This window comes from Amphritea sp. (assembly GCF_050300915.1).
GTDB lineage: Bacteria > Pseudomonadota > Gammaproteobacteria > Pseudomonadales > Balneatricaceae > Amphritea.
The window spans coordinates 1-24,432 of the sequence record NZ_JBNKYN010000009.1; the positions used below are offsets into that span (position 1 = coordinate 1).

Annotated in this window: 31 protein-coding genes and 1 tRNA gene; 10 read left to right on the forward strand and 22 right to left on the reverse strand. The window is 50.7% G+C overall.

Annotated elements, in window-relative coordinates; translation table 11 throughout:
• The 4 genes from ACQY8X_RS03775 to ACQY8X_RS03790 all read right to left on the reverse strand — a co-directional run bounded on the left by ACQY8X_RS03775 (position 1) and on the right by ACQY8X_RS03790 (position 3,088).
• Positions 1 to 76 (reverse strand) — tRNA-Gly (locus ACQY8X_RS03775).
• A 112-nt stretch (positions 77 to 188) separates the two neighbouring features.
• Positions 189 to 737: a CDP-diacylglycerol--glycerol-3-phosphate 3-phosphatidyltransferase gene (gene pgsA / locus ACQY8X_RS03780; RefSeq protein WP_428033809.1), complete on the reverse strand. Its 549-nt coding sequence runs from the start codon at positions 735 to 737 to the stop codon at positions 189 to 191.
• A 61-nt stretch (positions 738 to 798) separates the two neighbouring features.
• Positions 799 to 2,748, reverse strand: coding sequence for an excinuclease ABC subunit UvrC (gene uvrC, locus ACQY8X_RS03785; protein ID WP_428033810.1), 1,950 nt, complete (start codon positions 2,746 to 2,748; stop codon positions 799 to 801).
• 25 nt (positions 2,749 to 2,773) lie between these two features.
• Positions 2,774 to 3,088 (reverse strand): excinuclease ABC subunit C, encoded by a 315-nt coding sequence (locus tag ACQY8X_RS03790; protein ID WP_428033811.1) that lies wholly within the window; start codon positions 3,086 to 3,088, stop codon positions 2,774 to 2,776.
• Between the two features lie 83 nt (positions 3,089 to 3,171).
• Here ACQY8X_RS03790 and ACQY8X_RS03795 point away from each other — a divergent pair, with 83 nt between their 5' ends.
• Positions 3,172 to 4,137 (forward strand): DUF1853 family protein, encoded by a 966-nt coding sequence (locus ACQY8X_RS03795; RefSeq protein WP_428033812.1) that lies wholly within the window; start codon positions 3,172 to 3,174, stop codon positions 4,135 to 4,137.
• A 114-nt stretch (positions 4,138 to 4,251) separates the two neighbouring features.
• On the opposite strand, the gene ACQY8X_RS03800 is transcribed toward ACQY8X_RS03795, so the two are convergent.
• Positions 4,252 to 4,395, reverse strand: a complete 144-nt coding sequence (locus tag ACQY8X_RS03800) for a hypothetical protein (RefSeq protein WP_428033813.1) — start codon at positions 4,393 to 4,395, stop codon at positions 4,252 to 4,254.
• Positions 4,396 to 4,582: 187 nt separating this feature from the next.
• A complete protein-coding gene (locus ACQY8X_RS03805; protein WP_428033814.1) occupies positions 4,583 to 5,446 on the reverse strand; it encodes an NAD(P)-dependent oxidoreductase in 864 nt (287 codons plus the stop codon).
• Positions 5,447 to 5,543: 97 nt separating this feature from the next.
• Between ACQY8X_RS03805 and ACQY8X_RS03810 the strand changes: the two genes are divergently transcribed.
• Positions 5,544 to 6,083 carry a TlpA disulfide reductase family protein gene (locus ACQY8X_RS03810; RefSeq protein ID WP_428033815.1) on the forward strand — a complete coding sequence of 180 codons (540 nt, stop codon included), beginning with the start codon at positions 5,544 to 5,546 and terminating at the stop codon, positions 6,081 to 6,083.
• Positions 6,084 to 6,155: 72 nt separating this feature from the next.
• Here the strand turns inward: ACQY8X_RS03810 and ACQY8X_RS03815 are convergent, their stop codons facing one another.
• The 3 genes from ACQY8X_RS03815 to ACQY8X_RS03825 all read right to left on the reverse strand — a co-directional run bounded on the left by ACQY8X_RS03815 (position 6,156) and on the right by ACQY8X_RS03825 (position 9,152).
• Positions 6,156 to 7,337: a pyridoxal-phosphate-dependent aminotransferase family protein gene (locus ACQY8X_RS03815; protein WP_428033816.1), complete on the reverse strand. Its 1,182-nt coding sequence runs from the start codon at positions 7,335 to 7,337 to the stop codon at positions 6,156 to 6,158.
• A gap of 58 nt (positions 7,338 to 7,395) precedes the next feature.
• Positions 7,396 to 8,154, reverse strand: coding sequence for a 5'-methylthioadenosine/S-adenosylhomocysteine nucleosidase (gene mtnN / locus ACQY8X_RS03820; RefSeq protein ID WP_428033817.1), 759 nt, complete (start codon positions 8,152 to 8,154; stop codon positions 7,396 to 7,398).
• A gap of 227 nt (positions 8,155 to 8,381) precedes the next feature.
• On the reverse strand, positions 8,382 to 9,152 hold the full coding sequence (locus ACQY8X_RS03825) for a pseudouridine synthase (RefSeq protein WP_428033818.1): 771 nt from the start codon (positions 9,150 to 9,152) through the stop codon (positions 8,382 to 8,384).
• A 200-nt stretch (positions 9,153 to 9,352) separates the two neighbouring features.
• Between ACQY8X_RS03825 and ACQY8X_RS03830 the strand changes: the two genes are divergently transcribed.
• From ACQY8X_RS03830 to ACQY8X_RS03865, 8 genes are all read left to right on the forward strand, one after another.
• Complete coding sequence (locus ACQY8X_RS03830; RefSeq protein ID WP_428033819.1) at positions 9,353 to 10,033, forward strand: Bax inhibitor-1/YccA family protein; 681 nt, start codon at positions 9,353 to 9,355, stop codon at positions 10,031 to 10,033.
• A gap of 96 nt (positions 10,034 to 10,129) precedes the next feature.
• Positions 10,130 to 10,522 carry a sulfurtransferase complex subunit TusD gene (gene tusD, locus ACQY8X_RS03835; RefSeq protein ID WP_428033820.1) on the forward strand — a complete coding sequence of 131 codons (393 nt, stop codon included), beginning with the start codon at positions 10,130 to 10,132 and terminating at the stop codon, positions 10,520 to 10,522.
• A 2-nt stretch (positions 10,523 to 10,524) separates the two neighbouring features.
• Entirely contained in the window at positions 10,525 to 10,893 is a 369-nt protein-coding gene (gene tusC, locus ACQY8X_RS03840; RefSeq protein WP_428033821.1) for a sulfurtransferase complex subunit TusC, read from the forward strand.
• Between the two features lie 2 nt (positions 10,894 to 10,895).
• Positions 10,896 to 11,189: a sulfurtransferase complex subunit TusB gene (tusB, locus tag ACQY8X_RS03845; RefSeq protein ID WP_428033822.1), complete on the forward strand. Its 294-nt coding sequence runs from the start codon at positions 10,896 to 10,898 to the stop codon at positions 11,187 to 11,189.
• A 1-nt stretch (position 11,190) separates the two neighbouring features.
• Positions 11,191 to 11,526 (forward strand): TusE/DsrC/DsvC family sulfur relay protein, encoded by a 336-nt coding sequence (locus ACQY8X_RS03850; protein ID WP_428033823.1) that lies wholly within the window; start codon positions 11,191 to 11,193, stop codon positions 11,524 to 11,526.
• Positions 11,527 to 11,539: 13 nt separating this feature from the next.
• Positions 11,540 to 12,460, forward strand: coding sequence for an NAD(P)-dependent oxidoreductase (locus tag ACQY8X_RS03855; protein ID WP_428033824.1), 921 nt, complete (start codon positions 11,540 to 11,542; stop codon positions 12,458 to 12,460).
• A 27-nt stretch (positions 12,461 to 12,487) separates the two neighbouring features.
• Entirely contained in the window at positions 12,488 to 13,264 is a 777-nt protein-coding gene (locus ACQY8X_RS03860; protein ID WP_428033825.1) for a hydroxypyruvate isomerase family protein, read from the forward strand.
• Between the two features lie 11 nt (positions 13,265 to 13,275).
• On the forward strand, positions 13,276 to 13,830 hold the full coding sequence (locus ACQY8X_RS03865) for a chemotaxis protein CheW (protein ID WP_428033826.1): 555 nt from the start codon (positions 13,276 to 13,278) through the stop codon (positions 13,828 to 13,830).
• 207 nt (positions 13,831 to 14,037) lie between these two features.
• Here ACQY8X_RS03865 and ACQY8X_RS03870 read toward each other — a convergent pair whose 3' ends face one another.
• The 13 genes from ACQY8X_RS03870 to fabG form a co-directional block, all read right to left on the reverse strand.
• Complete coding sequence (locus ACQY8X_RS03870; protein WP_428033827.1) at positions 14,038 to 14,442, reverse strand: secondary thiamine-phosphate synthase enzyme YjbQ; 405 nt, start codon at positions 14,440 to 14,442, stop codon at positions 14,038 to 14,040.
• 77 nt (positions 14,443 to 14,519) lie between these two features.
• The gene (locus ACQY8X_RS03875; RefSeq protein WP_428033828.1) at positions 14,520 to 15,620 is read right to left on the reverse strand and encodes a malate dehydrogenase; all 1,101 of its coding nucleotides are present in this window, start codon (positions 15,618 to 15,620) and stop codon (positions 14,520 to 14,522) included.
• A gap of 264 nt (positions 15,621 to 15,884) precedes the next feature.
• Entirely contained in the window at positions 15,885 to 16,007 is a 123-nt protein-coding gene (locus tag ACQY8X_RS03880) for a hypothetical protein (RefSeq protein WP_428033829.1), read from the reverse strand.
• 129 nt (positions 16,008 to 16,136) lie between these two features.
• Entirely contained in the window at positions 16,137 to 17,045 is a 909-nt protein-coding gene (locus tag ACQY8X_RS03885; RefSeq protein WP_428033830.1) for a radical SAM protein, read from the reverse strand.
• 2 nt (positions 17,046 to 17,047) lie between these two features.
• A complete protein-coding gene (locus tag ACQY8X_RS03890; protein WP_428033831.1) occupies positions 17,048 to 17,830 on the reverse strand; it encodes a TatD family hydrolase in 783 nt (260 codons plus the stop codon).
• A gap of 15 nt (positions 17,831 to 17,845) precedes the next feature.
• Positions 17,846 to 18,196 (reverse strand): PilZ domain-containing protein, encoded by a 351-nt coding sequence (locus ACQY8X_RS03895; RefSeq protein ID WP_428033832.1) that lies wholly within the window; start codon positions 18,194 to 18,196, stop codon positions 17,846 to 17,848.
• A 94-nt stretch (positions 18,197 to 18,290) separates the two neighbouring features.
• Positions 18,291 to 19,310: a DNA polymerase III subunit delta' gene (locus tag ACQY8X_RS03900; protein ID WP_428033833.1), complete on the reverse strand. Its 1,020-nt coding sequence runs from the start codon at positions 19,308 to 19,310 to the stop codon at positions 18,291 to 18,293.
• On the reverse strand, positions 19,307 to 19,942 hold the full coding sequence (gene tmk, locus ACQY8X_RS03905) for a dTMP kinase (protein ID WP_428033834.1): 636 nt from the start codon (positions 19,940 to 19,942) through the stop codon (positions 19,307 to 19,309). Before tmk ends, ACQY8X_RS03900 begins: the two co-directional genes overlap by 4 nt.
• An 84-nt stretch (positions 19,943 to 20,026) precedes the next feature.
• The gene (gene mltG / locus ACQY8X_RS03910; protein WP_428033835.1) at positions 20,027 to 21,058 is read right to left on the reverse strand and encodes an endolytic transglycosylase MltG; all 1,032 of its coding nucleotides are present in this window, start codon (positions 21,056 to 21,058) and stop codon (positions 20,027 to 20,029) included.
• Positions 21,058 to 21,927 carry an aminodeoxychorismate lyase gene (gene pabC / locus ACQY8X_RS03915; protein ID WP_428033836.1) on the reverse strand — a complete coding sequence of 290 codons (870 nt, stop codon included), beginning with the start codon at positions 21,925 to 21,927 and terminating at the stop codon, positions 21,058 to 21,060. The genes mltG and pabC overlap by 1 nt, the downstream gene beginning before the upstream one ends.
• Positions 21,928 to 21,964: 37 nt before the next feature.
• Entirely contained in the window at positions 21,965 to 23,203 is a 1,239-nt protein-coding gene (gene fabF, locus ACQY8X_RS03920) for a beta-ketoacyl-ACP synthase II (protein WP_428033837.1), read from the reverse strand.
• An 88-nt stretch (positions 23,204 to 23,291) separates the two neighbouring features.
• Positions 23,292 to 23,525: an acyl carrier protein gene (gene acpP, locus ACQY8X_RS03925; protein WP_126160046.1), complete on the reverse strand. Its 234-nt coding sequence runs from the start codon at positions 23,523 to 23,525 to the stop codon at positions 23,292 to 23,294.
• 160 nt (positions 23,526 to 23,685) lie between these two features.
• On the reverse strand, positions 23,686 to 24,429 hold the full coding sequence (fabG, locus tag ACQY8X_RS03930; RefSeq protein ID WP_428033838.1) for a 3-oxoacyl-ACP reductase FabG: 744 nt from the start codon (positions 24,427 to 24,429) through the stop codon (positions 23,686 to 23,688).
• Between the last annotated feature and the right edge of the window lie 3 nt (positions 24,430 to 24,432).

The window sequence follows — 24,432 nt, forward strand, 5'->3', positions numbered from 1 at the left end:
TGGAGCGGAATATCGGGCTCGAACCGACGACCTGAACCTTGGCAAGGTTCCGCTCTACCAACTGAGCTAATTCCGCATGCTTCCGAAGAAGTGGTGCGTATTATAGACAGCTCTCCTTTTATGTCAACAACTTTTCAGCCAGAGAAAAGTGCAATCAGATTAATAAGTTAGAACTGTATAACGATTGATCAAATATCGTCTGTCAGGTCTGGCCAGGCGGCTTTCAGATATACATACATTGACCAGAGGGTCAGTACTGACGCTATATACAGGGCGCCGATGCCAATCCAGGAGAACAGCGTATAAGGCACAGTCCCCAGCATGATAAAAATCGACAGCATCTGCAATGCCGTTTTTAATTTACCGATATAGGAGACGGCGATATTAGCGCGCTTACCCAGTTCTGCCATCCATTCCCGCAGTGCCGAGATTACAATCTCCCGACCAATAATGACTATCGCTGGCGCGGTAATCCAGAAAATTGAATAGGTATCGACCAACACGACCAACGCAGTCGCGACCATCAGTTTATCAGCAACAGGGTCAAGAAACGCGCCAAACGGCGAGGTTTGATTCAGCTTACGCGCCAGATATCCATCGAACCAGTCGGTGACCGCTGCCAGTGCAAACACCAGGGCAGCCGCCATCGGCCCCCAGGCATACGGGAGGTAATAAATTAAAACAAAGACAGGTATCAGGACAATACGTAGCAATGTCAGGATATTTGGTATTTTCATTGACGCTCGGGTTTCCTGTTACAACGGGATATAGTCAGTATTAGCAGAGTGGCCGCTGCCATTAAGGATCAGGATGCAGGGTAGCATAAATATCTTCGGCAATTTTGCGGTTTATACTAGAGACTTTTGCAATTTCTTCAATACTTGCGGTTTCAATCGACGGCACACTGCCGAAATGCTTTAACAACTCGCGTCGCCGCTTGGGTCCAACACCCGGAATACCTTCCAGGGATGATTTACGCCGGGCCTTGCCTCTACGCGCCCGGTGACCTGTAATCGCAAAGCGGTGCGCTTCATCCCGGATATGCTGAATCAGATGCAGTGCGGGTGAGTCTGAGCGCAGCGCGACCTCCGCCCCGCTATCACCCATAATCAGAGTCTCAAGCCCTGCTTTACGGTCACTGCCTTTCGCTACACCAACAATCAGCACCTCTTCAATCTGCAGCTCTGCCAGCACCTCAACCGCCTGAGCCACCTGCCCTTTACCACCATCAATCAGCAGAATGTCCGGCAGCTTACCTTCGCCTTTTTTCAGCCGGGTATAACGCCGGGTAAGCGCCTGATGCATCGCTGCATAATCATCACCCCCGGTAATCCCTTCAATATTAAAATGGCGATAGTCCGATTTCAGCGGCCCGTTGCGATCAAAGACTACACAGGAAGCGACGGTGGCTTCACCTGAGCTATGGCTGATATCAAAACATTCCATCCGTTGCGGTATCGCATCCAGCTGCAATATCTCCTGCAGCGCCAGATAACGATTATAAACATTCTGCTTGCTGGACAGATGACTCTGCAGATTCTGCTCTGCATTGGTCTGTGCCAGTCGTTGCCAGCCCGCTTTATCAGACCGGACTTTATGCACCAGTCCAACTTTACGCCCGCTACGCTGGCTCAACGCCTCTTCAAGCAGCTCCCGGTCGGCCGCTTCTTCTACCGTGATTATGACTGGCGGTATATCCCGGCCGCTCGCCAGATACCACTGGGCGATAAAGGCCGATAGCAACTCTTGCGGCGTCTCTTCAATGCTAAAGCGTGGATGATACACTTTGCTGCCGATGATCCTGCCACCGCGCACAAACAGCATATGCATGCAGACTGAACCGGATTGCAGCGCACAGCCAATAACATCTGCATCACCGCTCTGGCCACTGACGTGCTGCTGTTCCTGCACCTGTTGCAGGCTGGATATCTGGTCGCGATAGATCGCGGCCTCTTCAAAATTCAGTGCCCGTGAAGCGGTGTCCATCTGCTCGGCCAGCTCATTCATGATGGTGCTGTTTTTGCCTTCGAGAAACATCATCGCGTGACGAATATCCGTCTGATAAACCTCTGGCGTTGGAATGCCTACGCAGGGCGCACTACAACGCTTTATCTGATACTGCAGGCAGGGTCGCGAGCGGTTTTTGAAAAAACTCTCTTCACACTGACGAATCCGAAATACTTTCTGCATAATCGTCAGGCTATCGCGCACCGCTCCACTACTGGGGAAAGGGCCAAAATAACGTCCCTTTTGCCGCCTCGCCCCGCGATGAAAACGTACCGCGGGATACTCCTGCTCAGTGGAGACAAAAATGTAGGGATAAGATTTGTCATCGCGCAGCAGAATATTGTACGGCGGACGGTTGGTTTTAATCAGGTTTTGTTCCAGCAGCAGAGCTTCTGTCTCGCTATTGGTAACGGTTACCTGAATATCAGCAATTCGACTCACCAGTGCCTGAGTCTTAATGTTGAGGCCGGTACTGCGAAAATAGCTGCTGACCCGGTTTTTCAGGTTTTTGGCTTTGCCGACATAGAGAATCTCGCCGCCGCTGTTGAACATCTGATAGATGCCAGGCCTGCGGGTCAGACGGGAGAGAAAACTTTTGTAGTCGAAGGCGGAAGCGTCGGCCTGAGCCTCCTGCTTATTCAGCGCAGCCAGAGACGCGGGATTAGCCTCCGGCTCCGGCAGATCCTGATCCTGATCCTGTATGTCACGATCCGGAGCATCATTATTCTGGGTATCATTCATCCGCCTATTCTAACTGCGGCACCTTCTAATCCTCAAGGATATTCAATAGCTTATTAGCATTCATGTGGTAGTGGGTTGCTTCCGAATGAATTTTTTCCAGCTGTTTGCGGGTGCCATCTGAAATGCCTGCCCCACGAGAAAGGCTAACTTCCAGATAGACGCTGATCTCCGCATAATAATAGAGTCTGGCATTGAAGCTTCGCGCCCGCTTGAGCTTAGACAGTGAAATCATGGCACCATTGAGCATGATGGTATTGATGTCAGAGTCACTCATTAGCGGGTGACGGTCTTTCTCATTGGGTGCCAGATGAAGTTCATTCGCGCGGGTATTTGGTGCCATGAGACATCCTGATAAAAGTAGAGTAAAGTTAAAAATCACCTAATACTTTATGAGCTTTTCACATTAATGTGAATATATGATTTATGAGCAGATCGATCCGCCATAATTCAGAGCGCCCTTCTGACGCTGACACCTCTCAGACAGAGACCATTAAGTCAGCGATGCTCTATGAGCAGCAGGTTGTGCGTGATCTACACTGGCTGATCTACAGCCCCGCGCTGATGTCTGCTGCTGCAAGCGAATCTTGCGACTGGCTTTTCAACACGCCGATGATTGATCAGCGCCTCGCTGAACTGGATCAAAAACCACAACCGTTAATCACCGGCCTGCGTCAGCAAGCACAGTTCCGCCTCGGTTATTATTTTGAAGATTTAGTCAGAATCTACATCAATATATTTATTCAACCAGTTGATTTTAAATATAATATACAGGTGTTAAGAGATAAGACTACCGTGGGTGAATATGATTTTCTTATGGCACTTAAAAATGGCATAAAGATTCATCTGGAGGCGGCAGTGAAGTTTTACCTGTGCACATCAGAGGACCCGCAGCACTGCACTCTCGATGATTTTGTCGGCCCTAACAGGTCCGACAGACTGAGCCGGAAATGGCAACGACTGACACAACACCAGCTGCAGCTATCGAAAACCGACTCTGGTAAAGCGCAGGCTATGGCGCTTGGCTTGCTACCTGATCATCACTCACTGCTGCTCCGGGGCTACCTGTTTTATCCCTTCAGTGCATGGCAGGATTATCACCCCCCTGCTCCTATTAATGCCAACCATCTACGGGGATGGTGGATCAGCGTTACCGAGGTTGAGTCACTGGGAGCTGATTATCAATATGTGATACTAATGAAGCCACGCTGGCTGGCTCTGGCGCGGTGTTGCTTTCAGGAAACCCTCTCCTGCGCCGAGCTGATTGACTCAAGGAGCAGCATAACCACGCCAGTACTGGTTGCCAGGCTTATCTTAGATAAAAAATCAGGTGCCTGGTGCGAGTGCGACCGGGGATTTATCGTCCCGGATAGCTGGAATGAGCAAACCTGAACACCCAGGCTTGTTTCCAACCCCTTAGGGCCCCTCTTTAGCTTTACCATTCAGCCAGATTACGGGCACAAAAAAAGCAGCTTCAAAGGCTGCTTTTTTCAGAAAAGCGATTTATCACTCAGCGCGCTGAGCTGCTTTTGCTGCATCTTTCGCCATGCACTTACGCAGGTAGTGAATTGCAACGAAGGTACCAACAACCATCGCGGCAACAATTACCATACTAGGTGCAAAAGAGATCATAGTGTATTTATCGGCCATAGAACTGTCCTCATTTGTAACCGTAATACTTAAATACGGATAAATTATGTGGTTATATCTGTTTTAGTTATAAGGCGCGATTATAGAGCATCTATCCTCAGGCACAATAGCCCAAAAGATGTATTAGAAAATTTCAGGCAGGCTCGGACTCACCAGGCCTGCTTTTGCAAGCTATCTCCTCCAGCAGCTAGGAATCAAGCCGTTTAACCAGACTGGAAGTATCCCAGCGATTACCACCCATCTTCTGTACTTCAGCATAGAACTGGTCAACCAGCGCCGTGACCGGCAACTGAGCACCATTACTACGTGCCTCATCAAGGGTGATTTTCAGATCTTTGCGCATCCAGTCAACAGCAAAACCAAAATCAAACTGTTCGTCGATCATTGTCTGATGACGATTGACCATCTGCCATGAGCCTGCCGCCCCATGCTGAATAACATCAAACACAGCAGCCGCATCCAGGCCAGCCTGTCTGGCAAAATGAACTCCCTCGGCCAACCCCTGAACCAGTCCGGCAATACAGATCTGATTCACCATCTTCGCTAACTGACCACTACCTGCCGCGCCCAGCAGCTTAGCGGATTTAGCATAGCAATCGATCACCGGGGCAACCTTTTCAAACACCAGCTCATCACCACCAATCATAATACTGAGAACACCGTTCTCTGCACCTGCCTGCCCGCCAGAGACCGGAGCATCGAGAAAACACAGGCCTTTATCAGCAGCAATCACTGCCAGCTCCCGGGCAACCTCTGCAGAAGCCGTGGTGTGGTCAACCAGAATAGCGCCCTGGGCCATGCTGCTGAATACACCCTGGGCACCTGTGACCACCTGACGCAGATCGTCGTCGTTACCCACGCAACTAAACACGATCTCTGCGTTACGCGCCGCTTCTGCCGGAGTAACCGCCCGGCTTCCCTTATATTCCTGACACCATTTATCAGCTTTAGCTGTGGTACGGTTATACACAGTGACATCATGACCGGCTTTTGCCAGGTGGCCCGCCATCGGATAGCCCATCACTCCCAGGCCGATAAATGCAACTTTCATAGGTTTCTTCTCCACCCTAAGGCTGACTATTGTTATGATCGGATTATTCTATGCTAATGGTATATATTCAAACACCTCTATTTTTCAGGGTCATATGATGCAATCAGCTAAAACGACACTGGCGATGGTAAAGCGGTTGTTCCACTTGCTGCTGGTACTGCTATGCAGCTTTTCTACCGCGACTGTGGCGTCCGATTCACTCTATGAAAAACTCCAGGTAACCGATCTGGAGGGGCATTCCGTCGACCTGAGTCAGCACAAAGGCGGATTGGTATTAGTTAATTTCTGGGCCACCTGGTGCCCTCCCTGTGTGAAAGAGATGCCCTCTCTGCAACGACTGCAACAGCAGTTCGAGCCAAGCGAGTTCAGGGTAGTACTGATTAACCTGGGGCAGACCGCGACAACGGTCAACAGCTTTTTTAAGGAACAAACCTTCGAGTTCAACCTGCCTGTCTATCTTGATGATAAAGGCCGGGCGTTTACTGCATTGGGAATTGAAGGGATGCCATCCAGCTATCTGTTAAATAGCCAGGGCTACCCAATTGAAACCATTGTGGGTTCGCGCGAGTGGGACCACCCTGGCAATATCGATGCGGTACGCCAACTGATCAGCAGCCCACCGACGACCGAACACTGACAACCGCCAGCCAGTGATGTGAAACCACCACTGGCAGAGGCAGTGTCCGGAGAGCAGATGTTGGCGCTCAGATTACGCCGCTTTGTAGACCGCTTCTGCGGCGGCGATCGCTTTACCCTGGGCGATATCGGCCCCCATTGCGGACAACGTATTTTCCAGCGCACTCAGACACAACAACACATTTTTCTTGTTGCAGGCGGCACCCATCAGGCCGATGCGCCAGACTTTACCCGCCAGTGCGCCAAGACCGGCACCGATCTCCAGACTGTAATCAGCCAGCAAACGATTACGCACTTCAGCTTCGTCAATGCCTGCCGGCACAAACACGGAGTTAAGTTGTGGTAAACGATAGGGTTGTTCTACCAGAAAGCCGATTCCCATCGCTTCCAGACCATCACGCAACGCATTGTGATGGAAGCTATGTCGTGCCCAGGCATTCTCAAGCCCTTCTTCTTCCAGCATCACCAGGGATTCGTGGAAGGCATACAGGGCGTTAACCGGCGCGGTATGATGGTAAGCACGCTTAGCACCGCCCCCCCAATACCCCATCACCAGCTTCTGATCCAGAAACCAGCTAGGGGTACGGCTTTGACGCTTCTCAATCACTTCAATAGCGCGCTGATTAAAACTGATAGGGGAAATTCCCGGAGGACAGGAAAGACACTTTTGCGTACCGGAATAGACAGCATCGATCCCCCAGCCATCCACATCAAGCTCACTGCCCCCCAGGGATGTCACACTATCAACAATCGTCAGCGCACCATGCTTGCGGGCAATCTGGCACAGGGTTTTAGCATCTGACAGCACCCCGGTAGAGGTTTCTGCATGGACAAATGCCAGTATTTTAGCGTCAGCGTGTTCGGCAAATGCCGCTTCTACCTTGGCCGGATCAACAGGCTTACCCCAATCGTCCTGCACCATAATGGCGCTGCCGCCAAAGCGCTCAACATTCTCTTTCATCCGCCCACCGAACACCCCGTTCTGACAGACAATGACCTTGTCACCGGGTTCAACCAGATTCACAAAGCAGGCTTCCATCCCCGCAGAACCCGGCGCAGAGATTGGCATCGTCAGCGGGCTGGAGGTTTTAAAAGCATACTGCAGCATCTGCTTAATCTCGTCCATCATACGGATAAACTCAGGATCAAGATGACCAATAGTTGGCCGGGAAAGCGCTGCCAGAACCCGTGGATTGACATCGGAAGGGCCAGGTCCCATCAGCGTTCGCTGTGGAGGATAAAAAGATTTAGTCATTGTTTTGCCGTTGCTCTTTATCGTTATGTTGACTGGATACTAACATTGAGCGATTGAGTCATATCGCTTCATCAGCGATGGTTTGAACAATCGCCATGACCATCTCCGCTGAGTGTTTGGCCGCCACAACCAGAAACTGATCAAACGACAGGTTAGATTCTTTACCCGCGATATCGGACAGTGCCCGTATCACAATGAATGGGATATCAAACTGATAGCAGGTTTGTGCAATAGCCGCCGCTTCCATCTCAACCGCTTTCATTGCCGGAAAGTGCTCCCGGGTTTTGGCAACCCGATCGGGACAATTCATAAAGGCGTCGCCCGTCGCAATCAACCCTTTTACGGTTTTAATTCCTGCCATACGGGAGATGCAGCGCTGAGCCACATCAACCAGGAAGTTGTCAGGCATAAAGGCAGCGGGCAGACCAGGCACCTGGCCATGTTCATAACCAAACACCGTGACATCAACATCGTGATGCCGTACTTCGCTGGAGATCACCACATCACCCACCTCAAGCTCAGAGGCAAAGCCGCCAGCAGAGCCGGTGTTGATGACACAGGTAGGCTGAAACGTTTGTAACATCAATGCCGTACCGATCGCTGCATTCACTTTGCCAATGCCCGATTTAAGCAGCACAACCTGTACGCCATGCATGGTTCCAGTGAAGAGACTATAGCCAGCAATGGTATGCTCCTGACGCGCCTCCATTGATTGTTTCAGTAGTTCGACCTCTTCATCCATGGCGCCGATAATACCGATTTTAAGCTGATCAGACTGAGCATTAAGGCGCTCAGCAAAGGAGGTGTTGTTGGTCATTCAGGTGATTCCATCACGGCTATTATAAAGGTCATATTGTTTGAGGGTTAAGGATACGGAAATTACACCGGTGGACAATAGTCAAAAGGCAGAAAAAAAGAATAAAACCATCAGTTTTATTCGAGATGAATGGCGTGCTAGCACGCCTGGCAGATGATTAAGCCCATAAAGCAGAAAACACGGGCTGACTGACAACGATTGACAGCATCTTGAGAGGATCGCAGGGGTCAGTCCGGACGATCAGACTGAACCTCATCGATTGCTGTCGGTGCAGGATAAAGCCCCTGCCAGCCGAACTCAGTAAACAGCTGATCAACCCAGCCTGAAACCGGGGCATTGATCTCTATCGCCTGCCCGGTAAATGGGTGCACAAACTCCAGTTTAGTTGCCATCAGCAGCAGGCGATCCAGACCAAAGTGCTCCCGGAAAAGAGCATTATGCTTACCATCACCGTGTTGAGTATCACCAACAAGGGGGTGGAAAATATGTTTCAGGTGGCGACGTATCTGATGCTTGCGTCCGGTTTTAGGCTTTACCTCAACCAGAGAGTAGCGCGCCGCCGGATATTTGCTCACCGGAATTGGCAGTTCAACCGTGCCTAGCCGGCGATACTCACTCACAGCATCTTTCGCCGGCTTATTCGGGTTAGCCATCTTATCCGCAACTTTATCAATGATCTCTTTCAACGGGTAATCGATGACCCCCTGCTCCTCTGTATAGCCCCGGCAGACACACAGATAGGTTTTCTGCACCCGACGCCCGGCAAAGCAAAGGTTGAGTTTATTCGCCGCCTCAGAGGTTTTAGCAAAGATCAGCACCCCGGACGTTGGCCGGTCAAGACGGTGCACCGTATAGGCTTTAATCCCCATCTGTTCGCGAATCAGTGCTATTGCATTGGTGGCCCGGCGTTCTATCGGACTTGGATGAACCAAAAGTCCGGCCGGTTTATCAATAGCAAAATAGAATTCATCTTCAAAAAGAATATTGATGGGGTACATCGTTGCAGCTTACCTGGGTCATTAAAGCCGCGCAGCTTACCAATAAATCATCAGATTGCCTATGAACCTATATAAGTTGATCCGGTCATACCTATTAAGACGTAAAACCTGTATGGTTGAAATACTGGAAGAAACCTATATATATAGGGTATCCGATAAACTAAACTGGCGCCTGAAGCCTTAATTATCAGAGGGATAAGATGCGTAATATCGATACAATGAGCGTCCGCACAGAGCAATCTGTGCTATCGACGAACAAGGTGATTCGTAACACCTATATGCTGCTTGCGATGACACTGGTATTCAGTGCAGTCACCGCAGGTATCTCTATGGCGATCAATCCACCGATGATCTTAGCCCTTGGGGCGATGATCGTTGGCATGATCTTAACCTTTGTCATCGCTAAAAAACAGAATAGCGCTGCGGCATTACCACTTGTTTTTGCGTTCACTGGCTTGTTTGGTTTTGCGCTGGGTCCGATTCTGAATACCTATCTCGCCATGAACAATGGTGGCCAGATCGTGATGACTGCGATGGGCATGACTGCGGCAACCTTCCTGGGCCTGTCAGCATATGTTCTGACCAGCAAAAAAGACTTCAGCTTTATGGGTGGTTTCCTGGCTGCGGGCTTAATGGTCCTGCTGGTATCCATGGTGGTACTGATCGCCCTGCCATTCTTCGGCGTTCACATTCCGGCACTGCACCTGGCTTTCTCTGCTGCAGTTGTGTTACTGATGTCTGGCTTCATTGTGTATGACACCAGCAACATAGTGAATGGCACCTATACCAACTACATTATGGCCACGGTCAGCCTGTACACCAGCATCTTCAACCTGTTCATCAACCTGCTGCAACTGGTAGGTTTTCTGAGCGACGACTAAGCGTTTCTGTTTAGTTTTCACCTGCTGAAAACAGCACACAAAGCCCTGCAATCCTGATAAGATTGCAGGGCTTTTTAGTTTACAGACATCACTATTATGATTTTTTCAATTGTTATTACCGGAGCGCCCTATAGCTCCCAGGCGTCAGCCAGTGCGCTGCAATTTTGCAGAAGCGTATTAAAACTTGAGCATACAATTCATCGGGTGTTTTTTTACGCTGATGGAGTCCACAGCGGTTCCGCTCTGGCGGCCCCGCCCCAGGATGAATCCAATATTCCTGAAGAATGGGCCGCATTCGCCCTTGAGCATGATCTGGACCTGGTGGTCTGTATCGCTGCGGCAGTCAGACGGGGGGTTCTCGATGAAAATGAGGCGCGCCGTTATGAAAAAAACGGCCATAACCTGGCCTCCGGCTTTACTCTCTCAGGACTGGGACAACTGGTTGAAGCTGGCATTGTTTCTGACCGTGTTGTCACCTTTGGAGTCTGATGATGAGTGATAGCAAAAAATCATTTCTGATTATCAACCGAAAAGCGCCCTATGGCAGCAGCGCTGCCCGCGACGCCCTGGATGTTGCCCTGACAATATCGGTGTTTGAACAACCCCTGAGCTTGTTGTTTATGGGGGATGCCGTCCTGCAGCTGCTACCTGACCACAATGCCTCAGCGATTGGCCAGAAAAATCTGTCAGCCAATCTGGTGATGCTGGAGATGTATGATATCGACCAGCTATATGTGTGTCGCCACGCCCTTGAACAACGGGGTATCCGCCCCGACGATATTAAATTAAATATTACCCTGCTGGATCAGAACGGTATTGCCGCACTGATCAAACAGCAGGACCAGGTTCTGAGCTTCTGATTATGACACTTCACCTGATTAACAAAACCCCGTCAGAGAGTAGCGCGCTGCGTGACAGCCTGGCCGCCCTCAGCAATGGCGATGCCCTGCTGCTGATCGAAAACGGTGTGTACGCGGCAATGCCTGCCTATGCAGAGCTGTTTACCCGGTTGCCCGGTGCTGTGCAGTGCTATCTGCTTGAGGACGATGCAATCGCCCGTGGACTGAAAGATCTCAGTCAGGATTTTAGAGCGGTCAGCTATGACGGCTTTGTCGAGCTGAGTTGTCGCTATAAAAAAGTGGTAAGCTGGTTCTGATATGGATAATCTGAGCGTAAAAGGTGCCACTATTCCCGTTGATAATGAAGGCTATCTGCGCGATCTTCACGACTGGAATGAAGCGGTCGCTGAGCAGCTGGCACAGCGGGAAGGGATCGAATTAAATGCGGCCCACTGGGAGATCCTTGAGGTGTTACGCCAGTTCTATCAGACCTATGAGATGTCTCCGGCGATGCGTCCTCTTATTAAAGCGATCAGCGCTAAGCTCGGCCCGGACAAAGGCAAGAGCATCTATCTGATGTCGCTGTTCCCAGGTAGTCCGGCAAAACTCGCCAGCAAAATTGCGGGTCTGCCGAAGCCGACCAACTGCTTGTAACGGAGTATTTTCGATGAAAATCGCGTTTCTCGGAATTGGGCTGATGGGACGCCCGATGGCCGTTAATCTGCTCAATGCCGGGTACCCTCTAACGCTGTGGAACCGCACCCGCAGTAAAGCGGAAATGCTATCAGATCATGGCGCTATGGTGGCACAGACACCCGCCGAAGCGATTGCAGATGCCGATATCATCATCACCATGCTGGAAAATGGTCCGATTGTTGACCAGATTCTGTTTAGCAACGATACAGCTGTCTGCTATAAACCAGGCAGCACGGTCATCGATATGAGTTCTATCCCGCCGGTACTGGCTAAACAGCACTCTGCCCGCTTAAAAAATATCGGTGTGGATTATCTCGATGCGCCCGTATCGGGCGGTACACTAGGTGCAGAGCAACGGTCACTGGCGATTATGGCCGGAGGCGATAAAGCGGTATTTGACCGTTGTCAGACACTCTTCAGCGCGCTGGGCAACGCTACCTATATCGGCCCCGCAGGTTCCGGTCAGCTGGCTAAATGCGCCAATCAGGCGATTGTCGGCATTACCATCGGAGCAGTTGCCGAAGCACTGTTGCTTGCCGCCGAGGGGGGCGCAGACCCTGTCGCCGTACGCGAGGCGTTGCTGGGAGGCTTTGCCAGCAGCCGGATTCTTGAGTTACACGGCCAGCGGATGATCGACCGGGAGTTCAACCCGGGGGCAACCGCCCGCGTGCAGCTGAAAGACCTGCGAACGATTCTGGATACCGCAAAAGCTGAAGAGCTGACGCTGCCCCTGGTACAGCAAACCTGTGACCAGTATCAGGCCCTGGTCGACAGCGGGCTTGAAGAGGTGGATCACAGCGGCCTGCTACTGCAACTGGAGATGCTGAACGGACAGCGGACACTGAACGATAAACCTACCGTCACCCCCTACGTTCTGTCGAACCAGTCATAACCCCAGCCATTAGCAGAGAGAGATATCATGCCCGATTTTGCTGTTAATCTGAGTTTGCTGTTCACCGAAGTTCCACTGCCTGAACGATTTGCCGCAGCAGCTGAGCAAGGGTTTGGTAAGGTCGAAATTCAGTTTCCCTACGAGCTGCCCGCCGCTCAGATTGCCACCCTGCTGGCAGAGAATCAGCAACAGCTGATACTCCTGAATGCCCCGGCAGGCAACTGGCTAGCCGGGGATCGTGGCATCGCCTGCCAGCCCCATCGCGTCGATGAGTTTCGTCAGGGGGTTATCCTGGCTATCGACTATGCTAAAAAAATAAACTGCCATAATATCAATATCTTGTCAGGTATAGTTCCTGAAGACTGTGACTATGCTTTAGCTGAAAAAACCTTTATCGACAACCTGAAATTCTGTGCTGAAGAGTTCACCCATGCGGGTATTCAGCTGCTGACGGAAGCAATCAACACCCAGGATATTCCCGGCTTTTTCCTCAACAACAGTGCCCAGGCCTTTGCCCTGTTTACAGCGGTTGGTCATGCCAATATCAAACTGCAATACGATATCTATCATATGCAGATAATGGAGGGTAATCTGATTCAGACTCTGAGAAACAACCTGGATAGAATTGGCCATATACAGTTTGCCGATGTTCCTGGCAGGCATGAACCCCAAACTGGGGAGCTAAACTTCAGCAATATTTTTAAAGCTCTGGATGATATGGGATACTCCGGTATAACAAGTCTTGAATATAATCCCTCTGTCAGCACAAGCAAAAGTTTTGCCTGGCTGAAACAGATAGCATAAGAGAGCAACCTATGGGTCTTGAAGACGCAGCTAAACAACTACAGCAGATTCAGGCAGAGCTTAGCTCGAATGTTTACGAGCAGCATAAAAAAAGTGGCGAAACTCAGGAGGCTTATCGAAAATGGGCAACCTTTTCAATTGCCGATGAGTTATACGCGATTGACGTTATGCAGGTTAAAGAGGTTCTGCGGTTTACCGATATCACCCCGGTTCCCGGCGCGCCAGACGGCATTCTCGGTATTATCAACCTTCGCGGTAGTGTCGTGACGGTTGTTAGTTCCCGCACTCTGTTTAAACTGGAAGATACAGAGATTGATCATAACACCCGCATCGTCGTCGTTGAGTTTGATGGCCAGGAGGTGCTCGGCATTCTGGTTGACGGTGTTGATGAGGTGCTTAACCTGCCTGAAAGTGACACAGAAAGAGCGCCTGGGGTGATGCGCGAAGATAGCCAGCGACAGTTTGTACAGGGCGTTTGCTACCGCGAAGAACAGCTTATTATTTTGCTGGATCTTGACCGAATGCTGGCGGGTTTTAAAAATTCGCTGGTTGAAACCCAGCAGTAAATACAACCTGCCAAGACACTGGTTACGAGTCTTGCAAGGTTAGCCTTCCGTTTCTGTTAACCCGTGTCTGCAGCGCTAATGCTGCAAAAATAGCTGGCACATCGATTCAGGACAAACGCTTGCGGTTTTACAGCCGTTTATTTAAATCGTGAGCTGGCTGACGTCAGCGCTGTGCTATTCGCCCCGTCCATATTACACCAATGTGCGTTAAGCGATATGTACGGCAACAGATCTCAGCTGGTGGCCGTGACGGTGCTCCCAGCAATAGATCCCCTGCCAGGTTCCCAGCATTAAGCGGCCATTCTTAACCGGTATTGATAAGGTGGTTGCCGTCAGCGCGGCCTTGATATGGGCGGGCATATCATCCCGTCCTTCAAACACATGGGTATAAAGCGGATCTCCTTCAGGCACCAGACGGTTCAACCAGTTCTCCAGATCCAGTTGTGCGCTGGGGTCGGCATTTTCCTGAATCGTCAGGCTGGCACTGGTATGTTGAATCAGCAAAGAGCACAGCCCCTCCTGCACTGCACTTGCGTCAAGCAGGCGCCGAACTTCATCAGTAAACTCATACAACCCCTGCCCCCGGGTGTGAACAGTAATTACCTCGACCATCACTAGCCATCCATTATAAAAAAGCCCCGCCAGAATAACTCAGGCAGGGCTATAGTTCTGTGTTTCAAAAGCCAATATCAGAGCACCCGGTTATTATTCAGGAACTTACTTTCCTGACTAGGCCCAGTGCCATCAGCATATAGTGTTACACCGGATTTCAGACAGATAGTCAGGTTCATATGCGACTCTTCGGTCTCTTTCGGCAGCAAATGCTCAACAACCGCTTTTTCTTCAAGCAACTCAAGTTCGGTCGCTGTCAGTTTTTTGCGGCTGAAATCACTGATATCAAGACCATGCACAATCTGATAACGGCCATAGTTGCAACGTACCGGGAAGGAAAAGAAAACCCCCTTCTCTATGCCATAGCTGCCATCACTAAGAATACCCATACTGACGATTTCGCCTGGTTCAGTACCCTGAGACCAGTTGTGCATCTGGTCAACAATCGCCTGTGCCGCAGAAGCGGCACTGGAAAGCCCCCGCGCTTTAATAATCTCACTACCCCGCTCCTGAACCCGGGGAATAAACTCATTACGATACCAGGATGTGTCGATCTGCCCCATCGCAGGCTCACCAAACACCGTGGCGTGATGTAGATCCGGATACTGAGTCGGAGAGTGGTTGCCCCAGATAATGATATTCTGAATATCACGGGCGGTAACACCACACTGACTGGCCAGCATCCCTTTAGCGCGGTTGTGATCCAGTCGTGTCAGACAGGTGAACTGCGATGGACTCAACTTAGGCGCATTACGACTGGCAATCAGTGCATTGGTGTTGGCTGGGTTGCCAGTCACCAGAACCTTAACGTCACGGTTGGCAAAATCATTCAACGCCTTACCCTGACGGGCAAAAATCTCGGCATTGACTTCCAGCAGGTCGCTACGTTCCATACCTGGCCCCCGTGGACGGGCACCAACCAGCAAGGCATAGTGACAGTTGCTAAAGCCCTCTTCGACGTTATCGTGCAGCGTGATGGTGTGCAGTAAAGGATAAGCACAATCCTCCAGCTCCATCGCTACACCACGAAGCGCTTCCATCGCTTCCGGAATTTCAATCAACTGGAGAATAACCGGCTGATCACGCCCCATCATCTCACCAGCTGCAATTTTGAATAGCAGGTTGTAACTGATCGCACCTGCTGCGCCGGTGACAGCTATCCGTACGGGTCTTCTCATGGCTTATTACCTTTTATTATATACTTATGAGAGCTAACTCTTATACAAAAGTATAAATCAATGGGTTTGGGATGTAACTACTACCGAATGAGGATTGTCTATAACAGATCGATATATAGTTAGAATACAGCATATGCTAACCGCCAGAATTACAAAAAACGACCAAACTCTACCGCAGAGCGCACAATAGTGAAGAGGTAAAAACAGCGTTTGAGTCTTGCGCTTTCAGCCGGGAAGAATTGCCGAGCAGACAAACAAGCGTCATCACACAGAACCCGCCCCGACATAAAAAGTGACCGGTGCGCCGAAGCCACTGCACAGCAATCCGGCAATAACACTCACCAGCAACATAGCAACACCGCAGGTCAGTGTGAGCGATATCGGCAACCCTGGTGGTATCCGGATGCCTCCGGGATCAGCCTTAGTGATGAGCTTGCGACGTTAGTTTGCATAGTCTGCAGGTTTGCTGGCGTTATCAATAGCGACTTTTACTGGACGATCTGGAGATAATGCGCGTTACAGACCGCGCTGATAATCCTGCCGGAGAAATACTCTGTCGGGGGTCTCTATCGCGGTACGTAACTGCTTTAATATTGCATCAAGATCGCGGTTCAGCACGCCCTTTAAAACCAGGAAGTTTGACGCATGGTCACTACGGAAAATAGTCTTCTCCAGCGTCAGATTTGACAGCAACAGCTCCATCTCCTGAAACAGCTGACGCTGATTAAGCGGGGTGAAATCGCCCCCAAAACCCTGCGCAACCCGTTGATTACCGCGCCGGGAAAACAGCACCAGCGTTGCCAGGTAATCTGGCTGAACGGCATTAACCAGTCGGGCAGAAGCTAGTGCATGCTGCTCGCTCATGCGTACCCCGCCGACCCCATTGATCAGCATAACCGAGGTTTTGATTCCAGCCAGCCTTGCTTTCAGTAAACCATCCCGCGTAGTGGCAAAGGTCTCGCCTTTATCGATACAGCTTAGCACCTCGTCATCACCACTTTCTGCGCCAACATAGATCAGCTTCAGGCCAAGCTCACGCAGCGCCTGCAGTTCTTCGATGGTTTTATGCTTGAGGTTGGCTGGCAATGCGTAGGCCGAAACCCGTGTTACCCCTGGCAGATAGGTCCGGATCGCTTCAAGAATTGTTTTCAGACGCCGGAATGACAACACCATGGGATCACCATCCCCAAGGAAAACACGCCTTACCCCAGATAGTTGCTGGCCGCAACGTATGATCTCTTCCAGCAGTTGAGCTTCACTTTTAGGTTTAAACTTTTTTTGCGGATCGATATACATCTCACAGAAGGTGCAACGATTCCAGCTGCAACCATTAGTGACCTGGAGAATAAGAGATTGAGCTTCACTCGGTGGGCGAAACACCGGCTCGATATAACTCACCGGAGGGGCAACCGGAGGCCAACTCATTGTCAGCCACTCACCGCTTTAGAAAACTTGCGGTCAAAATTGGCACTGGTTATCTCGGCAACCTCTTCGATGCGAAGCCCCTTAATATCGGCCACACACTGCGCCACTTCAACAACATATTGTGGCTCATTTGACTTGCCGCGATAGGGTATCGGTGCCAGATAGGGAGAGTCGGTTTCGATCAACAGGCTTTCAATCGGTACCTGACGCACGACCTCCCGAAGTTCAGCGGCGTTACGGAACGTGATGATCCCGGAAAAAGAGATCATGTAGTTTAGTTCCAATGCCTGACTGGCCATCTCCCAGTTTTCGGTAAAGCAGTGCAATACTCCGCCCACCGCGGTATCAGCATGCTGACGCAGCAGGCTGATGGTATCTTCACGGGCATCGCGGGTATGCACAATGACCGGTAAGCGTGACTGTGCTGAGACCTGCAAATGGCGAATAAAACTTTCTTGTTGCTGCTCTATGGTATCTTTCTGATAGTAGTAATCCAGCCCGGACTCGCCCAATGCAATGACTTTTGGGTCTGCTGCATACTCAAGCAAAGTGGATATTTCAGGAATACCTTCATGGACATGAAGCGGATGCACGCCAGCGGATGCATAGACGTTATCAAATTGGTTAACGGTTGCCAGCATGCCGGGGAACGTTTCCATGTCGATGGCGACACATAGCATCCGGGACACATGTCGGGCCGCGGCGTCATCAATGACAGACTTAAGGTCGTTATTTCGGCCAGAAAGGTCCAGCCTGTCGAGATGACAGTGAGAATCTACAAACATGAGGGTAACTCAGTGTTACATGGTATTGGTGCGTCTGCCGGAATTAATCAACGTCGCAATATAGGTTTCAATCTTAGAGATCAGCGTCGCATCATCCTGAGACAGTTGAATGCCGATGCCGGGAATACGTCCACCCTGGGCCGCCCTTGGCGTTACCCAGACAACTTTACCCGTAACCGGGATCTTGTCTTCTTCATCGATCAGGCTTAGCAGCATAAAAACCTCTTCGCCAAGCTGATAGGTCCGGGTAGTAGGAATAAATAACCCGCCATTTTTGATAAATGGCATATATGATTTATAGAGATCTTCCTTGGTCTCAATTGCCAGGGATAGAATCCCATGACTCATGCGGGGTACAACTGACATAGGCCGTATAGCCTCCCTAGTGCAAATTTCATCCTGATTCAGACTGTCTATATATTACTATCGCTTTGTGCTGCTGTATATCCTGTCAGGTCAGTTAGTTAGGCCTTGGCAGCGAATACCAGGCCGTTAATAAAGTCTCCATCAGTAACTGCTTATTTGGATTACGCCGGAACATCAGATCCTTGCGAGCCACCTGCACCTGATCAGCAAAATGATAAAGCTTCTGGCTGCTGACTTTGCGCGCCAGCGCTAGCAGCATGTTTTTCGCATCTGCGTGACGTAATAGCTCCGGATCGGCCTGGTTTTCCGACGATCGGGCGATATCGACAATCCAGCTGTATATCCAGCCAAGCACCAGCTCAAGATCCTCTTTATAGAGCGACTGCGCGACTTCAACAGCACTGCTGCGATTTTTCAGAATATCAGCCAGACCTTTTAAAACCTTGGCCCGCAGCCCCAACAAATCATCCTGCTTATAGGACAGAGCCTGGAGTGGCGAGTTATGTGCAATCACCAACAACTGGGCGGCCTCAGCCGCATCGACTTCGAGTTGCGTGGCAACCCACTGGGTCGCCAATGAAATATCCGCAGGTGGCATATCGACCCGCTGACAACGACTCTTAATGGTTGGCAACATCTGCCCCAGGCGGTGAGTCAATAACATCAGCAGAGTGTTTGTTCCCGGCTCTTCCAGCATTTTTAACAAAGCGTTCGCAGCATTGACATTCATGCTGTCAGCGGGATCAAGTATCACCACCCGATAGCCGCCCTGCTGCGCAGTTGAGTAGATAAAACTGGTCAGCTCACGAACCTGATCTATCTTAATCGGCTTGCCTGGCTCTTCAGGTTTTAGCAGATAAAGGTCGGGATGGTTACCACTATTGGTCAGCTCACAACTGCGACAGTGGCCACAGGCGGCGCCACCTTTTGGCTCACGGCACAGCACATAATTAGCCAGCGCCAGCGCAAAACAGGCCTTACCTATCCCTTCCGGGCCGTTAATCAGCAACGCATGAGGAAAGCGGTTCTGGGCTTTTAATTCAAGAAGATACTCCCAGCGCCCTTTCAGCCAGGGTAATACCACTGCGCGATCCTGCCAGAGTGAGTCACTCACCGGTTTTGCTCCTGAAGATAACGTTCGAGCACCACAGCGATCTGCTGCTGCACCTGCTCCAGTGTGCCTGATGCATCAATTACTGCAAAGCGTTTCGGATCGGCGGCTGCCCGCTCCAGATAAGCGCTGCGAACTTGCCGGAAAAATGTGGCCCGCTCATTTTCAAACCGGTCCAGCGCGCCCCGCTGACTAGCCCGGGCGAGACCGATCTCAACAGGCAGATCGAGCAGAATCGTCAGATCTGGCTGCAGGCCGCGCTGCACCATAGTTTCCAGCTGGCTAATTAACGCTTTGCTGAGTCCGCGACCACCGCCCTGATAGGCAAAAGTAGCATCGGTAAAACGATCACAGAGTACCCAACGCCCTTCCGCCAAGGTTGGCCGGATCACTTGTTCAAGATGCTGTGCGCGGGCAGCAAATACCAGCAACAACTCAGCATCGTCAGCAACCCGCTCCTCGCGGTTAGCCAGCAACAACTCTCGCACCTCCTCCGCCAGTGGTGTGCCACCCGGTTCACGGGTCAGCCGATAACTGATCTGATGCTGCTGCAGAACCGATTCAATAAAGCGCAGATTAGTGGATTTACCAACCCCTTCGGTGCCTTCCAATGTAATAAAGCGGCCTGAACTCATGCTTCCCAACTCATATGATCCAACGATTTCTCTGTAGTTTCCGACACACGTTTCCGAGGTTTGTGGCGTTGCAGCGGGCCGGTACTACTCACCCGGACTGGAGCGATAATCACTGCGGCGACGTAACTGATACGTTTTAACCGCTTTATTATGCTCCTCCAGAGTTGCCGAAAACTGATGGCTACCATTACCTTTGGCAACGAAATAGAGCCATTTATTACTTTCAGGGTGTAACGCTGCCTGAATTGCTTCCCGCCCCACCATTGCTATCGGCGTCGGTGGCAACCCGCTGATGGTGTACGTGTTGTAAGGGGTGGGCCGGCGCAGATCAGCACGGGTTATATTCCCCTTGTAACGCGCCCCCATACCATATATCACGGTCGGATCGGTTTGCAGCTTCATACCCTTTTTTAACCGCTGCACAAATACACCCGCAATGGTTGGACGTTCCGAACTCAGCGCGGTTTCTTTCTCGACAATGGATGCCATAATCAAAGCATCATAAGCAGATTGGTATGGCAGATTATCAGCTTTATTCTGCCATGCCTTATCGAGCTCGGACTGCAGCAGCGCATTGGCACGTTTGAGCAGGTCAAGATCGCTCATTCCCCGATGAAACTGATAGGTGTCCGCCAGGAACATCCCCTCTGGATGGGTATCTGCAAGCCCGAGGGCCGCCATCAACTCAGCATCACTTTTATTGTCCAGCGTCTGTTTAATCTGTAAATTTGCTTTAAGAGAATCTCGTAACTGATTGAAAGTTGAGCCTTCTATGATGGTAAATTTATAAGCAACAATCTTCCCTTCAACTAACTGAACCAGCAACGTCCGGGGAGTTGTACCCGGAACTATCTCGTATTCCCCCGCTTTCAGCAGATGCCCCACTTTCTTTAAGCGAATAAAAAAAGCGAACCAGTCCGGCTTTTCCATCACGCCCTCAGCTGCAAGCTGACCGGCGACGCGACCAAAACTACTGCCCTGTTCAACCATAATAGTGCGTGACTGAGACAGGTTCAGCGGTGTATCGAGATAGGACTGTAGCGAGCGCCAACCGCCGTAGGCTATTGCAATAACAACCACCAGGGTAATGACAAAAGAGACAACAACTTTACGCACTAATAGATTCCTTCAGTGGACAACTGCGACTGCAGCATCCGGGTAATCGGACCAACGGGCCATACAGGCAGCTGATCATGGTACAAAACCGCTTCAGTGACAGGCCAGATGCCGATAATACTGTTACAGACAAACACTTCATCAGCTGCAACCAACACCTCAGGGGTAAACAAACCTTCATGCAGATCGATACCCTGTTGCACAGCCAGATTGATGATGCGTTGCCGAATGATGCCTTTGACACCACAACGATCGAGTTGCGGAGTATAAAGTGCACCACCCTGTGACCAAAACAGGTTGCTCATAGTGCCTTCCACCAGAAACCCCTCAGTATCCAGCACCAGCCCTTCGCGAATACTGGCATCATGCCACTCAGCGCGGGCCAAAACCTGTTCAAGTCGGTTGAGATGCTTAATACCGGCCAGATGAGGCGCTATCGCTAACGCTGTCTGGCACAGCCTTACCGTAATGCCATTCTCAGCGGGATGATCGGGATATTCAGGAAAAGCACTGAGCTGAACAACTCGGTTGATCGAAACCGCGTCGTCTACGGCATAACCGCGCCCACCACAACCGCGGGTAATGGTAATTTTTAGCACCTGACGCCGGACCTGCCCCCCCTTCTCAGAACGTTGCAGAGCAAGCAGAGCAGCGAGATCGCTCTCAAGCAACTGATCGATATTAGCAGGCAGCGGGATTACAAGGCGAAGCGCTCCCTCTTTGAGTCTGGCAAGATGCGCTTGCCAGGCAACCGGTTGAGAACCGTTGAGCGCGATAGTTTCAAACAAGCCATGACCATATGCCAGCCCACGGTCATTTACTGGAAGCGACGATTCAGATAAGCCGTTGATAAGAATAGTTGGCATCATAAAAGAGAACGGGCGTGCTCAGTGCACGCCCGTATACTCAGATCTTACGGAATACCAGGGTACCGTTAGTACCACCGAAACCGAAAGAGTTGGATACAGCCGCTTCAATAGGCGCTTCCTGAGCCGTATGTGGCACATAGTTCAGGTCACAGCCTTCTGATGGGTTATCCAGGTTGATGGTTGGCGGAGCCACCTGATCGCGAATCGCCAGGACGGAAAAGATCGCCTCAACCGCACCGGCAGCTCCCAGCAGATGTCCAATCATCGACTTGGTTGAACTCATACGAACATTTGCAGCAGCACTACCCAACACCAGCTTAGCTGCGTTGGACTCGGCAATATCACCCGCAGGGGTGGATGTACCATGAGCATTGATGTAATGAATCTGATCCGGATTAAGACCCGCATCTTTAATTGCATTCTTCATCGACATCGCAGCACCGGCACCATCTTCCGGAGGTGACGTCATATGATAGGCATCATCACTCATACCAAAGCCAACCAGCTCGGCATAAATCTTCGCACCACGGGCTTTAGCCGCTTCATACTCTTCAAGTACAACGACACCGGCACCATCACCGAGTACAAAACCATCACGATCCCGGTCCCATGGACGACTGGCCGCCTGAGGATCGTCATTGCGGGTTGATAGCGCGCGTGCTGCGGAGAAGCCACCCACCCCTAAAGGCGTCGTTGCCATCTCAGCCCCGCCAGCGACCATGATGTCGGCGTCGCTGTTCTGAATCATTCGCGCTGCAAAACCGATATTATGTGTGCCCGTTGTACAGGCCGTGGTGATCGCAATATTTGGCCCTTTAAAGCCATATTTGATCGCCAGATTGCCAGCAATCATATTAATGATGCTGCCAGGAACAAAAAACGGTGAAATTCGCCGCGGGCCACTCTTGTTAAGCGTATCGTGGGTTGCCTCAATCATGGGCAAGCCGCCAATACCTGAACCGATGGCTACACCGATACGCGGAGCATTCTCTTCTGTCACTTCAAGTGCGGCATCTTCAACTGCCTGAATCGCAGCTACCATCCCGTATTGAATAAACAGATCCATTTTGCGCGCATCCTTAGGGCTCATATAAGCACTAAGATCAAACTCTTTAACGGGCGCGGAAAAACGGGTACCAAACGGCGTAGCATCAAAGTGAGTGATTTCAGCTGCACCACTTTTACCGTTAAGAATGTTGGTCCATGTCTCCTGGACAGTGTTACCTACCGGGGTCAGCATCCCCATACCAGTAACAACGACTCTTCTGCGAGACATCAAAATCCTCCTGGTTTACCGGTCTAACAAAAGAAAAGCCGCACTATATCACTATAGTTGCGGCTTCTCGGCAATCTGGGTGAGTCGATTACTGATGTGCGTTGATGTAATCGATTGCCAGTCTAACAGTGGTGATCTTCTCTGCCTCTTCATCAGGAATTTCAGTTTCGAATTCCTCTTCCAGAGCCATAACCAGCTCTACAGTGTCCAGAGAGTCTGCACCCAGGTCTTCAACAAAAGAAGCATCAATAGTCACTTCTTCTTCTTTCACACCAAGCTGTTCAGCAATGATTTTCTTTACGCGATCTTCGATGTTGCTCATAACTCTTCCTATTATTTATCGACATCCACACCCGAAGATGTGAACAGGGATTTTATTAGAATCCGCCGCTATGGATCAAGCCTGACGGCGATATTTCTCCAGTGAGCTGCGGCTCATTATCAACACTTTTGCAAAAAAAACAATTCCCTAGGGAAAATCTTTACGACATATACATGCCGCCGTTGACATGGATCGTGTCTCCGGTGACGTATCCGCCTGCATCGCTGGCTAAAAAACCAACAACCGCAGCGATCTCTTCAGGCCGCCCTAAACGCCCCATAGGGATCTGTTTTTGCAGCGTTTCCTTGTGCTCTTCCGGCAGTCCGCTGGTCATATCGGTGTCGATAAAACCGGGGGCAACACAGTTAACGGTAATATTACGGGAGGCCACTTCACGAGCCAGTGCCCGGCTGAAACCTTCCATACCTGATTTCGCGGCGGCATAGTTTGCCTGTCCTGCATTACCCATTGAAGCAACAACGGATGAAACATTGATGATACGACCCCAGCGCGCTTTAGTCATGCCGCGCAAACAGCCTTTTACCACCCGATAGACAGACTTGAGATTGGTATTCAGAACCGAATCCCACTCATCCTCTTTCATCCGCAACATGATATTATCGCGGGTGATACCTGCATTATTGACGATGATCGTCACAGCACCAAACTGATCCTGAATCGCTTTCAGGGCATCATCAACAGACTCATTTGATCCTACATCGAGGCACAAACCGGTACCACTGACACCCGCTTCCTGCAGATAGCCTGCAATAGCAGCAGCACCATTCTCACTGGTCGCAGTACCAACAACCACAACTCCCTGACGCCCCAGCTCCAGCGCAATCGCTTTACCGATACCCCGAGTAGCACCGGTAACCAGTGCAACTTTGCCTTCGATACTCATAAT

Excerpts from the sequence above, each read along its gene's own strand:
- pabC (WP_428033836.1), bottom strand. The coding sequence starts at position 21,927 with ATGATGCCAACTATTCTTATCAACGGCTTATCTGAATCGTCGCTTCCA.
- ACQY8X_RS03890 (WP_428033831.1), bottom strand. The coding sequence starts at position 17,830 with ATGTTTGTAGATTCTCACTGTCATCTCGACAGGCTGGACCTTTCTGGC.
- ACQY8X_RS03855 (WP_428033824.1), top strand. The coding sequence starts at position 11,540 with ATGAAAATCGCGTTTCTCGGAATTGGGCTGATGGGACGCCCGATGGCC.
- acpP (WP_126160046.1), bottom strand. The coding sequence starts at position 23,525 with ATGAGCAACATCGAAGATCGCGTAAAGAAAATCATTGCTGAACAGCTT.
- ACQY8X_RS03810 (WP_428033815.1), top strand. The coding sequence starts at position 5,544 with ATGCAATCAGCTAAAACGACACTGGCGATGGTAAAGCGGTTGTTCCAC.
- ACQY8X_RS03795 (WP_428033812.1), top strand. The coding sequence starts at position 3,172 with ATGAGCAGATCGATCCGCCATAATTCAGAGCGCCCTTCTGACGCTGAC.
- tusB (WP_428033822.1), top strand. The coding sequence starts at position 10,896 with ATGACACTTCACCTGATTAACAAAACCCCGTCAGAGAGTAGCGCGCTG.
- ACQY8X_RS03805 (WP_428033814.1), bottom strand. The coding sequence starts at position 5,446 with ATGAAAGTTGCATTTATCGGCCTGGGAGTGATGGGCTATCCGATGGCG.
- ACQY8X_RS03870 (WP_428033827.1), bottom strand. The coding sequence starts at position 14,442 with ATGGTCGAGGTAATTACTGTTCACACCCGGGGGCAGGGGTTGTATGAG.
- ACQY8X_RS03830 (WP_428033819.1), top strand. The coding sequence starts at position 9,353 with ATGCGTAATATCGATACAATGAGCGTCCGCACAGAGCAATCTGTGCTA.
- tmk (WP_428033834.1), bottom strand. The coding sequence starts at position 19,942 with ATGAGTTCAGGCCGCTTTATTACATTGGAAGGCACCGAAGGGGTTGGT.
- ACQY8X_RS03815 (WP_428033816.1), bottom strand. The coding sequence starts at position 7,337 with ATGACTAAATCTTTTTATCCTCCACAGCGAACGCTGATGGGACCTGGC.
- ACQY8X_RS03860 (WP_428033825.1), top strand. The coding sequence starts at position 12,488 with ATGCCCGATTTTGCTGTTAATCTGAGTTTGCTGTTCACCGAAGTTCCA.
- ACQY8X_RS03825 (WP_428033818.1), bottom strand. The coding sequence starts at position 9,152 with ATGTACCCCATCAATATTCTTTTTGAAGATGAATTCTATTTTGCTATT.
- ACQY8X_RS03790 (WP_428033811.1), bottom strand. The coding sequence starts at position 3,088 with ATGGCACCAAATACCCGCGCGAATGAACTTCATCTGGCACCCAATGAG.
- ACQY8X_RS03895 (WP_428033832.1), bottom strand. The coding sequence starts at position 18,196 with ATGTCAGTTGTACCCCGCATGAGTCATGGGATTCTATCCCTGGCAATT.
- fabF (WP_428033837.1), bottom strand. The coding sequence starts at position 23,203 with ATGTCTCGCAGAAGAGTCGTTGTTACTGGTATGGGGATGCTGACCCCG.
- tusC (WP_428033821.1), top strand. The coding sequence starts at position 10,525 with ATGAGTGATAGCAAAAAATCATTTCTGATTATCAACCGAAAAGCGCCC.
- tusD (WP_428033820.1), top strand. The coding sequence starts at position 10,130 with ATGATTTTTTCAATTGTTATTACCGGAGCGCCCTATAGCTCCCAGGCG.
- ACQY8X_RS03885 (WP_428033830.1), bottom strand. The coding sequence starts at position 17,045 with ATGAGTTGGCCTCCGGTTGCCCCTCCGGTGAGTTATATCGAGCCGGTG.
- ACQY8X_RS03800 (WP_428033813.1), bottom strand. The coding sequence starts at position 4,395 with ATGGCCGATAAATACACTATGATCTCTTTTGCACCTAGTATGGTAATT.
- ACQY8X_RS03875 (WP_428033828.1), bottom strand. The coding sequence starts at position 15,620 with ATGAGAAGACCCGTACGGATAGCTGTCACCGGCGCAGCAGGTGCGATC.
- ACQY8X_RS03850 (WP_428033823.1), top strand. The coding sequence starts at position 11,191 with ATGGATAATCTGAGCGTAAAAGGTGCCACTATTCCCGTTGATAATGAA.
- mtnN (WP_428033817.1), bottom strand. The coding sequence starts at position 8,154 with ATGACCAACAACACCTCCTTTGCTGAGCGCCTTAATGCTCAGTCTGAT.
- fabG (WP_428033838.1), bottom strand. The coding sequence starts at position 24,429 with ATGAGTATCGAAGGCAAAGTTGCACTGGTTACCGGTGCTACTCGGGGT.
- ACQY8X_RS03865 (WP_428033826.1), top strand. The coding sequence starts at position 13,276 with ATGGGTCTTGAAGACGCAGCTAAACAACTACAGCAGATTCAGGCAGAG.
- uvrC (WP_428033810.1), bottom strand. The coding sequence starts at position 2,748 with ATGAATGATACCCAGAATAATGATGCTCCGGATCGTGACATACAGGAT.
- pgsA (WP_428033809.1), bottom strand. The coding sequence starts at position 737 with ATGAAAATACCAAATATCCTGACATTGCTACGTATTGTCCTGATACCT.